This window comes from Amycolatopsis sp. CA-126428, from assembly GCF_002904335.1.
GTDB lineage: Bacteria > Actinomycetota > Actinomycetes > Mycobacteriales > Pseudonocardiaceae > Amycolatopsis.
This window is the reverse complement of the sequence record NZ_PPHF01000070.1, coordinates 94580-108306: the sequence shown is the minus strand read 5'-3', so window position 1 is coordinate 108306 and position 13727 is coordinate 94580. Positions and strand designations below refer to the sequence as shown.

Annotated in this window: 12 protein-coding genes; 4 read left to right on the top strand and 8 right to left on the bottom strand. The window is 73.0% G+C overall.

Annotated elements, in window-relative coordinates; all coding sequences use genetic code 11:
• Position 1: 1 nt before the first annotated feature.
• Positions 2-451, bottom strand: coding sequence for a PaaI family thioesterase (locus tag C2L58_RS17965; protein ID WP_103338737.1), 450 nt, complete (start codon positions 449-451; stop codon positions 2-4).
• A 62-nt stretch (positions 452-513) separates the two neighbouring features.
• Here C2L58_RS17965 and polA point away from each other — a divergent pair, with 62 nt between their 5' ends.
• The 3 genes from polA (at position 514) to C2L58_RS17950 (ending at position 5588) form a co-directional block, all read left to right on the top strand.
• Entirely contained in the window at positions 514-3255 is a 2742-nt protein-coding gene (gene polA / locus C2L58_RS17960; protein WP_103338736.1) for a DNA polymerase I, read from the top strand.
• Between the two features lie 101 nt (positions 3256-3356).
• Entirely contained in the window at positions 3357-3884 is a 528-nt protein-coding gene (locus C2L58_RS17955) for an EF-hand domain-containing protein (RefSeq protein ID WP_369904209.1), read from the top strand.
• Positions 3885-3986: 102 nt separating this feature from the next.
• Positions 3987-5588: a S1 family peptidase gene (locus C2L58_RS17950; protein ID WP_103338734.1), complete on the top strand. Its 1602-nt coding sequence runs from the start codon at positions 3987-3989 to the stop codon at positions 5586-5588.
• 267 nt (positions 5589-5855) lie between these two features.
• Here C2L58_RS17950 and C2L58_RS17945 read toward each other — a convergent pair whose 3' ends face one another.
• Positions 5856-6782, bottom strand: coding sequence for an NADP-dependent oxidoreductase (locus C2L58_RS17945; RefSeq protein WP_103338733.1), 927 nt, complete (start codon positions 6780-6782; stop codon positions 5856-5858).
• 85 nt (positions 6783-6867) lie between these two features.
• On the opposite strand from C2L58_RS17945, the gene C2L58_RS17940 reads away from it, so the two are divergent.
• Positions 6868-7611, top strand: coding sequence for an AraC family transcriptional regulator (locus C2L58_RS17940; protein WP_103338732.1), 744 nt, complete (start codon positions 6868-6870; stop codon positions 7609-7611).
• On the opposite strand, the gene C2L58_RS17935 is transcribed toward C2L58_RS17940, so the two are convergent.
• The 6 genes from C2L58_RS17935 to C2L58_RS17910 form a co-directional block, all read right to left on the bottom strand.
• Positions 7608-8180, bottom strand: coding sequence for a TetR/AcrR family transcriptional regulator (locus C2L58_RS17935; RefSeq protein WP_103338731.1), 573 nt, complete (start codon positions 8178-8180; stop codon positions 7608-7610). The two genes, C2L58_RS17940 and C2L58_RS17935, sit on opposite strands and share 4 nt — an antisense overlap.
• Entirely contained in the window at positions 8177-10075 is a 1899-nt protein-coding gene (locus C2L58_RS17930; RefSeq protein ID WP_103338730.1) for a YhgE/Pip domain-containing protein, read from the bottom strand. The genes C2L58_RS17935 and C2L58_RS17930 overlap by 4 nt, the downstream gene beginning before the upstream one ends.
• Positions 10072-10797, bottom strand: coding sequence for an ABC transporter ATP-binding protein (locus C2L58_RS17925; RefSeq protein ID WP_103338729.1), 726 nt, complete (start codon positions 10795-10797; stop codon positions 10072-10074). The genes C2L58_RS17930 and C2L58_RS17925 overlap by 4 nt, the downstream gene beginning before the upstream one ends.
• A gap of 127 nt (positions 10798-10924) precedes the next feature.
• Complete coding sequence (locus C2L58_RS17920) at positions 10925-11845, bottom strand: GNAT family N-acetyltransferase (protein ID WP_103338728.1); 921 nt, start codon at positions 11843-11845, stop codon at positions 10925-10927.
• 21 nt (positions 11846-11866) lie between these two features.
• Positions 11867-12784, bottom strand: a complete 918-nt coding sequence (locus C2L58_RS17915) for a GNAT family N-acetyltransferase (RefSeq protein WP_103338727.1) — start codon at positions 12782-12784, stop codon at positions 11867-11869.
• Complete coding sequence (locus C2L58_RS17910) at positions 12781-13632, bottom strand: class I SAM-dependent methyltransferase (protein WP_103338726.1); 852 nt, start codon at positions 13630-13632, stop codon at positions 12781-12783. Before C2L58_RS17910 ends, C2L58_RS17915 begins: the two co-directional genes overlap by 4 nt.
• Positions 13633-13727 lie beyond the last annotated feature (95 nt).

Sequence of the window (13727 nt, the reverse complement as noted above, 5' to 3'; positions counted from 1 at the left end):
TTCAGGCGCCCGGCGGGCGGTCCCGGACCACGCAGGTGAGCCGCGCGGTGCAGGTGCGGCGGCCTTCGTCGTCGGTCAGCACGATCTCCGCGGTGATCGTGCCGCGGCCGACGTGCAGGGGCGTCGCCACGCCGGTGACGGTGCCCGACCGGACGGCCCGGTGGTGCGTGCAGGACAGCTCCAGCCCCATCGCCGCGCGGTCCGGTCCCGCGTTCAGCGCGGCGACCGTCGAACCCAGCGCCTCGGCGAGCACGGCGTTGGCGCCGCCGTGCAGCAGCCCGTACGGCTGGAGGTTGCCCTCGACCGGGATCGTGCCGACCACGCGTTCGGCGGTGGCCTCCAGGAGCTTCATGCCGACCTTGTCGTTCAGCTGCTGGTCCGCGGCGGCCGGATCGATGCCCGCATACTCTCCGACCGCGGCAGTGGTGAACTCGGCGGCGCGTTCGGTCACGCAGTGCTCCTCTTCCTATGCGACACGTAAGAGTGTCGGACCCTCAGCCTAGACTCGGCCGCGTGAGCCCGAGTGAGAAGACGACCGTTGCCAACGCCACAGGAACCACCACCACCGCCGAGCGGCCGAAGCTGCTGCTGATCGACGGTCATTCCATGGCCTACCGCGCGTTCTTCGCCCTGCCCGCGGAGAACTTCAAGACGAAGACCGGTCAGGTCACGAACGCGGTGTTCGGCTTCACCTCGATGCTCATCAACCTCCTGCGCGACGAAGCGCCGACCCACCTCGCGGTGGCGTTCGACCTCTCGCGCAAGACGTTCCGCTCGGAGACCTACGCCGACTACAAGGCGAACCGCAGCGCGACGCCGGACGAGTTCCGCGGCCAGGTGGACCTGGTCAAGGAGGTCCTCGACGTGCTCGGCATCCCGTCGCTGGTGAAGGAGAACTTCGAAGCCGACGACATCATCGCCACGCTCACGACGCAGGCGGTGGCCGACGGCTTCGACGTCCTCATCTGTACCGGCGACCGCGACGCGCTGCAGCTGGTCAACGAGCAGGTCACCGTGCTGTACCCGAAGCGCGGCGTCTCGGAGATGACCCGGTTCACCCCGGGTGCGGTCGAGGAGAAGTACGGGCTCACTCCGCGGCAGTACCCGGACTTCGCCGCGCTGCGCGGCGACCCCTCCGACAACCTGCCGAGCATCCCGGGCGTCGGCGAGAAGACCGCGGCCAAGTGGATCAAGCAGTTCGGCTCGCTCGACGACCTGATCGACCGGGTCGACGAGGTCAAGGGCAAGGTCGGGGACGCGCTGCGGGCGAACCTGTCCGCGGTCCAGCTCAACCGCCAGCTGACCGAGCTGATCCGCGACGTCGAGCTGGAGGTCGCGCCGTCCGGGCTGGAACTGCGCCCGTGGGATCGCGAGGCGGTGCACGCGCTGTTCGACGAGCTGGAGTTCCGCGTCCTGCGCGACAGGCTGTTCGCGACGCTGCAAAGTGCCGAACCGGAGGCCGACGAAGGCTTCGAGGTCTCGGGTGCCGCGCTCGAGCCCGGTGCGCTGGGCGCGTGGCTGACCGCGCACGCGGGCGCCGGCGAGCCGGTGGCCCTGTCCTTCCGCGCGGTGGGCACGTCGGTCCGGTCCGACCTGCGTGCGATCGCCTTCGCGACGGCCGACGGCGAAGGCGCGTACGTCGACGTCACGGCGATGGACCAGGCCGACGACGCGGCGTTCGCCGCCTGGCTGGCCGACCCGGCCATCCGCAAGATCGGCCACGACCTCAAGGTTCCGCTGCACGCGATCCGCGTCCGCGGCTGGACCGTCGCCGGGCTCGCCATGGACACCGCGCTGGCCGCCTACCTCGTGCGGCCCGGGCAGCGCACCTTCGAGCTGGACGACCTCGCGCTGCGCTACCTGCACCGCGAGCTGCGCTCGGAGACCGACGGCGGCGACGGGCAGCTGTCGCTGCTCGACGGCGGCGTGGAAGGCCTGGAGCAGAAGGAGATCCAGGACGAGCTGGTCAAGGCCCGCGCGATCTTCGAGCTGGCCGGCGCGCTCGACAAGGAGCTCGAGCAGATCGGCGGCGCGAAGCTGCTCACCGAGCTGGAGCTGCCGCTGCTGGAGGTGATCACCGAGCTGGAGATCGCCGGCGTCGCCGTCGACCTCGAGCAGCTGACCACCCTCGAAGCGCACTACCTTTCGCGCGTCACCCAGGCCGCCGAAGAGGCGTACGCGGTGATCGGCAAGCAGATCAACCTCGGCTCGCCGAAGCAGCTGCAGGTCGTGCTGTTCGACGAGCTCGGCATGCCGAAGACCAAGCGCACCAAGACCGGCTACACCACCGACGCCGAGGCGCTGCAGGGCCTGTTCGAGAAGACCGAGCACCCGTTCCTGCAGCACATGCTGGAGCACCGGGACGCGACGAAGCTGCGCACGACCGTCGAGGGCCTGATCAAGTCGGTCGCCGACGACGGGCGCATCCACACCACGCTGCTGCAGACGATCGCGGCCACCGGGCGGCTGTCCTCGACCGAGCCGAACCTGCAGAACATCCCGGTCCGCACCGAAGAAGGCCGCCGCATCCGCGACGCCTTCGTCGTCGGCGAGGGCTACAGCGAGCTGATGACCGCGGACTACAGCCAGATCGAGATGCGGATCATGGCGCACCTGTCGCAGGACGAGGGCCTCATCGAGGCGTTCAACAGCGGCGAGGACCTGCACACGTTCGTCGCGTCGCGGGCGTTCTCGATGCCGCCGGAGGAGATCACGCCGGAGCTGCGCTACCGCGTCAAGGCGATGTCGTACGGGCTCGCGTACGGGCTGTCCGCGTACGGGCTCTCGCAGCAGCTGCGGATCTCCACCGAAGAAGCCAAGGAGCAGATGGAGGCGTACTTCACCCGCTTCGGCGGGATCAGCGACTACCTCCACTCGGTCGTCGGCGTCGCGGCGAAGAACGGGTACACCGAGACGGTCTTCGGCCGCCGCCGCTACCTGCCGGACCTCAACAGCGACAACCGCCAGCGCCGCGAGATGGCCGAGCGGATGGCGCTGAACGCCCCGATCCAGGGCAGCGCGGCCGACATCATCAAGGTCGCGATGCTCAACGTCCACCGCGCGCTGGTCGAGGCGAAGCTGAAGAGCCGGATCCTGCTGCAGGTCCACGACGAACTGGTCCTGGAAGTCGCCGACGGCGAGAAGGAGCAGCTGGAGAAGCTGGTGCGAGAGGGCATGGGCTCGGCGTACGCCCTGGCCGTGCCGCTCGAGGTTTCGGTCGGCTACGGCCGGTCCTGGAACGAAGCCGCGCACTGAGTCCGGTTACGCGGTGTCACGGCCCGGATCACTGGGTCGTGGCGCCGAAGTACTCGGGCGGCCGTCGTCGGGCGTGCCGCGCCGCGGCGATGCTGGGCGCCATGGCCAGTGACTTCCAGCGGCGCAAGATCTCCGGCGTCTTCGGCGCCATGGACACCGACGGCGACGGCTTCCTGACCGAAGCCGACTTCCGGGCGCTCACCGCGAGGTGGCTCGACCTGCGCGGCACCGACGCGAGCACGCCGGCCGGGCAGAAGCTCGCCGCCGTCATGATGGGCTGGTGGGCGACCCTCGACGACGCCGCGGGCGGCGGCGGCCGGGTCAGCCTCGACCAGGTGCTCCAGGTCGTCGACGAACTCCCGGCCATGCCGGGCGCCGTCACCGGGACGGCCGAGGCGATGTTCGAGGCCGTCGACGAAAACGGCGACGGCGTCATCTCCGCCGCCGAGTACGAGCGCCTCATCGCGGCCTGGAACGGCGTCGGCACGCCGTCCGACGACGTCTTCGCCCTCCTCGACTCCGACGGCGACGGCCGCCTCTCCCGCGAGGAGTTCACCGGGCACTGGTTCGAGTTCTGGGCCGGCGACGACCCGGCCGCGCCCGGCAGCCGGGTGTTCGGCCGCTTCTGAACGCGCGTTGTGCCGAACGGAGGACTCCGTTCGGGTGAGCCATTACCGCTGGGTAGGGAGGTCGGCGCCAACGCGTGGCGATCACGGCGTAGGGTCCGCCGAATGGGGTTCGAGCGTGAACGACGACGCTGGCGGGTCCGGTTGCACGACGAACTCGGCCGGGTGTGTGGTGCGGGCACGGTACTGGACGAGTACCACGTGCTCACGAGCGCGCACGTCGTCGAGACCGCCGGCGGCCCGCGCTCGGCGTTGAGCGTCGACTTCGTCGGCTTGGCCGAGGCCATGCCCGCCACGGCGACCGTCGTCGAAGGCTGCTGGGTGCCCTCCGACGGCGGCGGTCACGGCGATCTCGCCCTGCTGCGCCTGGAACGCCCCGAATCCCGCGTGTTCCGCGCCCCGCTGCACCGCATGCCCCTCGGCGAGCACCAGCTCGTCCGCGCGTTCGGGTTCCCGCCCGGCTCGGTCGGCCGCTGGACCCTCGCCCGGCTCGGCGGCCCGGAGCAGACCGGCGGCGAGTGGGTCCGCCTCTTCCGCACCGCCGAAGCCGAACCGCTCGGCCCCGGTTTCGGGGGCACGGCGGTGATCGACGAGGCGACCGGCCACGTCGTCGGCATGGTCGTCGGCAAGGACACGGGCACCTGGATGGTGCCGGTCGAGACCATGCTCGGGCACCTGCCCCAGCTGAGCATCTGGACGTCCGGCAGCCCGGCCGTCGACGCGAGCTTCTCGCGCCCGGTCGGCGAGGCCGTCGACGTCTCCTTCGTGCAGCGCGTCGCCGACTGGTTCGCCAAGGCCGAGCCGGGCACGGTCTGGGTCGTCGACACCGGCGAGGCCGGCTCGCCGGTCGCCGCGGCGTTGCGGTTCGGGATCGTGCTCGCCGACCGGGAACGTTCCCTCGGTGTGCCCGGCCTGCCGCCGGCGCTCGGCGAGACGCCGCCGCCCGGCAGCGTGGACCTCGCGGTCGACGCGACCGGCCGCACCGCGGACGCCGTCCGCCACCGCATCGCCGACCGGCTCACCACCGGCGTCGCGGGCCGGACCCTGGTCGTCGACGGGATCGACGACTCGGCGGAGCCCGACCGGCTCGTCGGCGAGGTGCTCGCCCCGCTGGCCGGCCGCGCGGCCGAGCTGGGTCTCCGCCTGCTGCTCGGCTTCCGGGAGCAGTCCTCGCCCGGGGTCGCGGCGGTCCGGGCGAGCACCGGCCAGGCCCGCCCGGCGCCGGACGACCTCGCCGGCCGCCTGGAGGTGCTCACCCAGGCGGTGGCGGAGCTGGCGGAGATCGAGGCCTACCAGCTGCGCGTGGCGACCCGCTTCACGGGCGTCGCCATGCTTCCGGCACGCGCGCAGCGGCTGAAGGGCGCGCTGAAGCAGCTGCGGTCGGCCGAGGTGGACGGCGACGCGGAGTGGGTCGAGCGCCACATCGACAGCCACGAGCACGCGGTGGCCCCGGCGGTGGAGGACGGCCGCCGCCAGCGCGCGGTCCTCGACGGGCTGGTCGCCCGCCGCGAGGAGCTGCGCACCCGCCTGGCGGGTGACCTCGAGCTGGCCCGCGAGCACGGGCTGGTCGGCGACCCGGAGATCGAGCAGGCGTACACCCCGGCGAAGAGGCTCCTGATCGACGGCCCCTGCGAGCTGACGGCCGCGGCCACCGCGGTCGACACCTACGCGGCGGCCGTCCGGGCCCGCATCGAGGACCGCGGCTGACCAGCCTTTCCCGGGCTCGCGTGCCCGGATGGCCGGTTCGCGTACCCAGCGGGTCGGTTGGCGTACCTGGGCGGTCGGTTCGCGTATCCGGTGGGTCGGTTGGCGTACCTGGGCGGTCGGTTCGCTGCGCCGGAATTGCCGGTGCCCGGCGGTGATGGGGAAACCGGGGGCGCCCCTGCGGCCGAGCGCTTTCCGGCGCCCGGAATTGTCGGTGTCGGCTGGTAGCGTGGATAACGGGGGGCGCCCCCGCGGGCCGCGGCTGAAGGATCACACCGTCAGGACCACCTTGCCCTGAAGGTGACCGCTCTCGATCAGCCGGTGTGCGTCGGCGATGCGCTCGAACGGGAACGTCTCCGCCACGTGCACCCGCAGCTTGCCCTCGTCGACCAGGTCCACGAGGCCTTGCAGCGCAACCGGATCGGGGTCGAGCGCCAGGCCGCTGAAGCGCCGGCCGGCCGTCTCGAACTTCGCGATGAGCTCCGTGTCCTCCTCGGCGACCGCCGTCACGAGGTGACCTCCCGGGCGGAGCACGTCGAGCGAGCGCAACGCGGTGTCGCCGCCGATGGTGTCGAGCACCAGGTCGACGTCGCCGATCACCTCTGTGAAGTCCGCCTCCGCGTAGTCGACGACCTCGTCGGCGCCGAGCCCCTCGACGAAGGCCCGTTTGCTCCCGCCGGCGGTGGTGATCACGTGCGCGCCGCGCGCCTTCGCGAGCTGGATCGCGACGTGGCCGACGCCGCCGCCACCGCCGTGGATCAGCACCCGGTCGCCCTCGGTCACGCCGCCGACATCGACGAGACCTTGCCACGCCGTCAGGCCGACGATCGGCAACGCCGCCGCCTCGACGTGGGAGAGCGACGCGGGTTTGCGGGCCAGGTGCAGGGCCGGTGCGGCCACGAACTCGGCGTACGCGCCGGCCACCCTCGGGAACAGCGGCATCCCGAACACCTCGTCGCCGGGCCGGAACCGCCACGTCTGCGCCTCCTCGACCACGCCGCTGACGTCCCAGCCGAGGACGAACGGCGGCGGGCCGAGCAGCGGGAACTCGCCCGCGCGCAGGCGCGGTTCCAGAGGATTCAGCCCGATCGCCTTGACTCGGACGAGGACTTCGGTCGGCAGGGGCCGGGGCTCCGGCGCGTCCACGATGGTGAGGACCTCGGGACCGCCGAACGTGTGCTGGGTGATCGTTCGCATGCCTCGACGATGATCGCCGCGGCGCAGGCGTACCACCGGTGTCCCGCCGGGAAATTCCGGAAACCCGCCGTCGTATCGTGGGGGCATGATCGAGTCGGTGGCCGGGTGCCCGCCCTTGGCCCACGGAGAGGACGTTCCCCCGCACTCCCACGACTTCGGGCAGCTCAGGTACGCCGCTTCCGGGGCACTGGTCACCACGACCCGGGCCGGCACCTGGGTGGCGCCGGCGAACCGCATCACCTGGGTGCCCCCGTTCCACCTGCACGGCAGCCGCGCGCACGGCGTGACCGTCGTCCGGCTGCTCGAGGTCCCGGCGGGGCCGGCCCGGCGGCTGCCTGAGCAACCCTCGGTGTTCACGGCCAGCGCGCTGCTGCGCGAGGCCTACCTGGCGGTGACCGGCGACCACGAACCGGCCGGCAGCCCGCGGGCCCGGCTGCTGCTCGAGGTCGTCCTCACCGAGCTCGACCGCGCCCCGCGGGAGCCCCTGCGCCTCCCGGAGCCGCGCGACCCCCGCCTCAAGGCCGTCACCGACCTGCTGCACGCCGACCCGGCGAGCCCGGCGACCCTGGCCGAGCTGGGGCACCGGACCGGTTCGGGCGAGCGGACGCTCAGCCGGCTGTTCGGTAGCGAACTGTCGATGAGCTTCCACCAGTGGCGCACGCTGCTGCGCATCCAGCGAGCCGTGCTCGAACTCGGCGAAGGCACCTCGGTCACCGACACGGCGATCCGGCTGGGCTGGGCGAACCCGACCAGTTTCATCGACGCCTTCACCGACCTCGTCGGCCAGACCCCGGGCCGGTACCGCGCGAAGGCGCGCGCCGCCGGCTAGCGGCGGCCCAGGCCGCGGATCAGCACCATCACCGCGTCGCGCACCTCGGCCCGGGTCCGCTGCGGCCCGAACACCTGCCAGTCCAGCGCGACCACCAGCATCGTGCCGAACAACCCGGCCGCCGCCGTCGGGATCTCGACGCCCTCCGGCAACCGGCCCGCCTCCTCCAGCCGCGACAACTGCTGCTTCACGATCGAGATGATTTCCTCGCGCAGCAACGACAACGTCCCGTGCCACTGGCCCGGCGTCCGCCACAGCTCGCTCACCAGGATCTGGGAGAACCCCGGATACTGCGCGATGAACTCCAGCGTCGTGTCGACCTGCGCCTCGATCACGTCCAGCGGATCCCCGTCGGACACCGCCGAGCGCAGCCGGCCGGCCAGCATGTCCACGCCGTAGCGCAGCAACGCGTCGACCAGGCCGTCCTTCGACCCGAAGTTGTAGTACACCGTGCCCTTCGCGACGCCCGCCGCCGCCGCGATGTCGTCGACCGTCAGGCCCACCAGGCCCCGGCTCTTCGAGAGCTCCAGCGTCGCCTCGAAGAGCTTCTGCTTCGTCGCGCCGCTCACAGGCTCAGCTCGGGCTTGAGCGCGGACACCGTCCAAACGCGACGCTTGCGGGCCGCCAAAGTGGACACCAGGATCCCGCCCACCAGGTAGGCCAGCAGCACGCCGACGTCGCCGAGCAGCTGCGTCGTCGTGGCGCCGCTGTAGAACAGGTGGCGGAAGCCGTCGATCGCGTACCCCATCGGCAGCACCACGTGCAGCGGGTACAGCGCGTCCGGGATCGTCTGCCACGGGAACGTGCCGCCCGCGCTCACCAGCTGCAGCACCAGCAGTACCAGGCCGAGGAACTTGCCGACCGCGCCGAAGAACGCGTTGAGCGCGTGCACCACCGAGGTGAACGTCAGCGACACCAGCACGGCGAACCCGATCGCCGGCAGCGGGTGCGCGATGTGGATGCCGACCAGCCACGTCACCGCGCCGAACAGGACGACCACCTGCGCGATGCCCAGCAGTGCCGAGGACAGCCAGCCGCCGACCGCGACCCGGAACGGGGCCGCGCCCGCGGTCAGCGCGCGCGTCGAGAGCGGGCGCAGGATCAGGAACAGCACGAACGCGCCGATCCAGGTGGCCAGCGAGATGAAGAACGGCGCGAGGCCGGCGCCGTAGGTCCCCGCCGACGCCTCGCCGTTGGCGTTGACCGCCACCGGGTCCGCGATCGTGTTGGCCGTCGCGTTGCGGGTCGGGTCGTCCGGGTTCGGGATCTGCTGGAGCCCGGCCGCGAGCCCGTCACGCAGCTTCACCGCGCCGTCGGCGAGCTGGTTCGTGCCGGTCACGGCGGTCTTCTCGCCGTCGCTGAGCTGGGACGCCCCGTCACGCAGCTGGTTCGCGCCGTCGGACGCCTGGGCGATGCCGCTCGCCAGCTGCGGGGACGCCGCGGCGAGCTTGGCTGCGCCGTCGGACACCTGGCGGGCGCCGTCGGCCAGCTTCGCGAGGTCGCCGTTGGCCTGCTGGATCTTGCCGTTCGCCTGGTCGACCGGGGAGCGCAGCTGGTCGGCCTTGGCCAGGATGGCCTGCACCTGGGCGTCCGGCACGCCGGCGTCGCGCAGGTCCGCCTGCAGCTGGGTGCGGTAGGAGTCGAGCTTGCCCTGGATGTCCGACGACGCCGTCGCGGCGATCGAAGCCGCGTCGGCGACCTTCTGGTCACCGGTGGCCACCTGCGAAGCGCCGCTGGCCAGCTTCTGCGTCTGGGACGGCAGGTCCGCGGTGGCGCTCTTCAGCGTGCCCAGGCCGGTCGCCAGTGTCGACGAGCCGTCCGCGAGCTTCGCCGCGCCGTCGGCCAGCTTCTGCTGCCCCGTCTTGAGCTGCGTGGCGCCGTCGGCGAGCTGCGCGGCGCCGGTGGCGGCCTCCTGGGTCTTGGCGTAGATCGTGGAGAAGCCGACCAGGAACCGGTCCGCGGCCTCGCTGCCGACCTTCTCCGCGATCGTCTTGCGGACCTGCTCGGCGACCTGCTTCGCGATCGTGCCGGACAGGTAGTTGTTGGCGTCGTTGGTGGTCAGCGTGATCGTCGCCTGCTGCGGCTGGAAGTTGCCGACCGACAGCAGCGCGGCGGAGAAGCCGCTCGGGATGCCGATGGCGAACGAGTACTTGTCGTCGCGGACGCCGTCGCGGGCCTCCTGCTCGGACACCTCGTGCCACTGGAACGTGCCGGACTTGACCAGCTCGTCGGTCACTTCGCGGCCCACGTTGCGTTCGTGCCCGCTGGAGTCCTTGGCGCCGGTGTCGCTGGTGAAGACCGCGGCGGGCAGCTTGTCGAGCCGGCCGTACGGGTCGTAGTTCGCGTAGAGGTAGAAGGACGCGTAGAGCAGCGGCACCAGCACCAGCGCGACCAGCGCGAGCTTCGGCAGGGTGCCGGTGGAGAGGCGGCGCAGCTCGTTGCGCGCGATCCGGAAGGCGTTCATTCGGGGACTCCGTCAGTGCTCTCGGTGAGCTCTTCGGTGGGTTCGGGGACGGCGGGGGGAGCACTCTCGGGGACAGCACCCTCGGGAGGAGCACAGTGCTCCGGCGCGGGCTGCTCGGCCGCGCCGAGGAGCGCGGGGGTGAAGGGCAGCGCGGACAGCGGCGTGGTGGCGGTCAGGACAACGACGGCCAGGCCGCGTCCGGCCTGTTCGCGCGCCAGCCCGGCCCAGCCGCCGACGTCGCTGGTGTGCCGGTCGGGGGTGTCGAGCACGAGCACGCGCACGCCTTGGCGCTCGGCGGCCAGCTCGGTGAGCAGCCGGGTGCGCAGCGCCGGGGTGAGGTTCTCGAAGCGCGTGCCGGCGAACGGCGCGGCGTCGTGCTCGGCGAGCCAGCGGGCGACGTCCTCCTTGCCCGCCGGGCGGTGGGCCAGCGCCAGTTCCTCGCCGGCGACCACGCGCAGGGGCAGCGCGTCGTCGGGTTCGCTGACGCCCGGGGCGTCGACGACGGCGACGAGCTCGGTCAGCGGGGCGTCGACGCCCTCGGCGTGCACCGTGCCGGTGGTCGGCTTGAGCCGGCCGGCCAGCGCGAGGCCGAACGCCGTGACGCCGACGCCGGGTTCGCCGTGCACGATCGCCAGGTCGCCCTCGCCGAAGGTCAGGGAGGTGGGCGGCAACAAGGTGCCGTGGTGCCCTTCGAGGGACACCCGATCGGCTCGGACCTGCACGGTTTCTCCCGCTTCGCGAACTTTTGAACTGACCGGTCAGTTCAAAAACTAGTCCCGGCGGGAGCCGGCGGCAAGATCACCGGACGCACGTCACACTTGTGGGTGGCTTACCTGGCGGGGCCGCGCGTCACCGGAGCGCCGCCGCGGGGCGTACCTCCCACGTCGTCCACAGTGGACGATAGCCCTGCCGGTGCCAGAACACCGAGGACAGCGGGTTGGTCGGGTTGTAGTACAGGTACGTACGGGTCGCGCCACCGCGGTGCAGCTCCCGGTGCACGTGGGCCATCAGCGCCCGGCCGAACCCGCCGCCGCGCTCGCCGGGGGCGGTCACGACGTTGTTCACGTACCCCCAGCGCCCCGGCGGGAGGAGCTCGCCCGCTTCGGTGCCCGGGACCGCGTCGAGCCACGCGCAGTGCGCGAACGCGCACACCGAACCGTCCGCCTCGGCCAGCCAGACGGCCGGCTCGTCCGCGGCCAGGGCGTCCCGCAAGGACGGCGCCAGCAGCTCGGCCGTGTTGTCCCGGCGCGGCGCGGCGACGAGCCCGGTGTAGTCGAACGTCGCCGCCGCCAGCTCGAGTGCCGCGTCGAAGTCGCCGGGTCCGGCGCGCCGGACCGAAACCCCCGGCGAGGCCGCCGGCGGGGGAGCGGTGCGCACGCCGACCGCCGAGAGCGGCACGAGACCGTGGTCGAGGAAGGCGCGGATCGCCTCGGCGTCCCGGCTGGGCCAGACGACCACGCACGCCGAGTCGCCGCCGGTGTCTTCCGCCTCGAGCCGGCCCTTCAGCGCGCGCAGCAGGAGGTCCGCGCCTTCGGTGCCGGTGTCGCCGAAGTAGGGGAAGAGCTGCCAGGTGTCGGCGGCCGACCACAGCATCGGGACGTCGGCGCGGGTGAACCGGTGGCGCTGCAGCACCCCGGTGACCTGCGTGCCGTCCGCCGTCGCCGCGTCCAGGCGCTCACCGCCGGCCGGTGGCGCGGCCGGCGGCAGCAGCGCGTCGACGGCGGCGAAGCGCGCCCGGTGCGCCGCGAGCAGCGGCTCGGCGATGTCCATGGTTCCCCTCGGGTCGTGCGGTCAGGACCAGGCCGGGCGGCGGAGCCACATGGTCCACAGTGGACGATAGCCCTGCCGGTGCCAGAACACCGGCGAAAGCGGGTTCGGCGGGTGGTAGAAGAGGAACGTCCCGCGCACGTCGTGCGTCAGCAGTTCCCGGTGCGCCACCGCCATCAGCGCCCGGCCCACCCCGCCGCCGCGGGCCGCGGGGGCGATCGACAGCGTGTCGACGTACCCCCAGCGGCCCGGGAGCAGCCGGCCGTGGACGGAATTGCCCGGGGTGGCCCAGGCCAGCGCGCAGGAGGCCATTCCGGCCGGCACGCCGCCGTCCTCCTCCGCGAGCCAGACCAGCCCGCTGAAGCGCAGGGCGCGGACGACTTCCGCGCGCAGCAGCTCCGGTGCGCCCGGCCGCGGCACCGCGGTGCCGACCAGCGAGGTGTAGCGCCACTCGGCCAGCCGCAGCTCGGTCAGCGCGTCGAGGTCGCCCTCGCCGGCCCGGCGGACGGTCACCGGCGCCGTCCCGGGATCGGCGGGCGCGGCCAGGGGCCGCACGGCCAGGCACGTCATCGGCGCGAACCCGTGCGCCAGGAGCACCGCGGACGCCTCGGCGTCGCGGCTGGGCCAGGTCAGCGTGCAGGCCGAGTCCGGGCCGGCCGGCGTCCCGCGCAGCCGGTCGCGCCACGCGCCGAGCAGCGCGGCGAGGCCCGCGGCGCCGCTGTCGCCCGGCACCGCGGTCAGGTCCCGGATGTCCGACGGCCCCCAGAGCGCGGGCCAGGACCCCGGCGCGTGCACGACGTTCGTCAGCAGGCCGCCGGCCTTGCGACCGCCCACGGTCACCATCAGCGGCTCGCTCGACGGCGACGGCGGGGCCGCGATCGGCGGGAGCAGCGGGTCGAGCGCGGCGAACCGCGCGTTCTGCTGGGCTTCGAGGGTGGTCACGAGCGGTGCGTGCGGAAGATCGCGGTCCCCGGGAAGAGCTTGCCGCGCAGCGGGCTCCACTGGCCCCACACCCGCGTGTGCCCGGCCGGCCACTCGGGCTCGACCAGGTCGGTGAGGGTGAACCCGGCCCCGGCCAGCGCGCGCACGTAGTCGCCGAGGGTGCGGTGGTACTCGACGTAGGTGGCGGTGCCCTCGTCGTCGACCTCGACGTAGGGCGTGCGGTCGAAGTACGGCTGGGTGACGGTGAGCCCCTGCGGGCCGGGGTCGTCGGGGAAGATCCACCGCATCGGGTGCGTCACCGAGAACACCCACGGGGCACCCGGCCGCAGCACCCGGTGCACCTCGGCGAAGACCGCGTCCACCGACGCCACGAACGGGACCGCGCCGAAGGCCGAGCAGGCCGCGTCGAAGCTGCCGGACGCGAGCGGCAGGTGCTCGGCGTTGGCCTGCACCAGCGGGACGGCCAGGCCGGTGCGCGCGTTGCCGTCGCGGGCGTGGCGGAGCATGCCGGCCGACAGGTCGGTCGCCACGGCGTCCGCGCCCTCCGCGGCCAGCCAGCGCGCGCAGGCGGCCTGCCCGCAGCCGACTTCCAGCACGCGCTTGCCCCGGACGTCGCCGAGCAGCCGCGCCTCGGCTTCCCGGACGCCCTCCGGGCACCAGACGAAGTCGGCGTCGCCGAGGAACGAGCCGTGCTCGGCCTGGTAGTCGTCGGCGTCGGCGTCCCACCAGGCGAGGTTCGCGGCGGCGGCCTCGGCCCCGCCGACCTCGCGGTAGCCGACCTCCGTGGTGCCCAGCCGGTGCTCGGCGGCGTCGTGGCGCCCCGGCGCGGGCGCCTGCTCCGGTGGCATGATGGTGTCTCCGGTCCCCGGTGGCCTGCTCGCGCCACCTGCGTCCTCGTGCGTGCGGTTTGCTTCCGCGAGGACCTTAGCGAGCCAGGGGGACC

What these genes read in the sequence shown, in the direction of transcription:
- C2L58_RS17910 (WP_103338726.1), bottom strand. Translation starts at nt 13,632, where the DNA reads ATGCCACCGGAGCAGGCGCCCGCGCCGGGGCGCCACGACGCCGCCGAG.
- C2L58_RS17930 (WP_103338730.1), bottom strand. Translation starts at nt 10,075, where the DNA reads ATGAACGCCTTCCGGATCGCGCGCAACGAGCTGCGCCGCCTCTCCACC.
- C2L58_RS17955 (WP_369904209.1), top strand. Translation starts at nt 3,357, where the DNA reads ATGGCCAGTGACTTCCAGCGGCGCAAGATCTCCGGCGTCTTCGGCGCC.
- C2L58_RS17940 (WP_103338732.1), top strand. Translation starts at nt 6,868, where the DNA reads ATGATCGAGTCGGTGGCCGGGTGCCCGCCCTTGGCCCACGGAGAGGAC.
- C2L58_RS17920 (WP_103338728.1), bottom strand. Translation starts at nt 11,845, where the DNA reads ATGGACATCGCCGAGCCGCTGCTCGCGGCGCACCGGGCGCGCTTCGCC.
- C2L58_RS17950 (WP_103338734.1), top strand. Translation starts at nt 3,987, where the DNA reads ATGGGGTTCGAGCGTGAACGACGACGCTGGCGGGTCCGGTTGCACGAC.
- C2L58_RS17945 (WP_103338733.1), bottom strand. Translation starts at nt 6,782, where the DNA reads ATGCGAACGATCACCCAGCACACGTTCGGCGGTCCCGAGGTCCTCACC.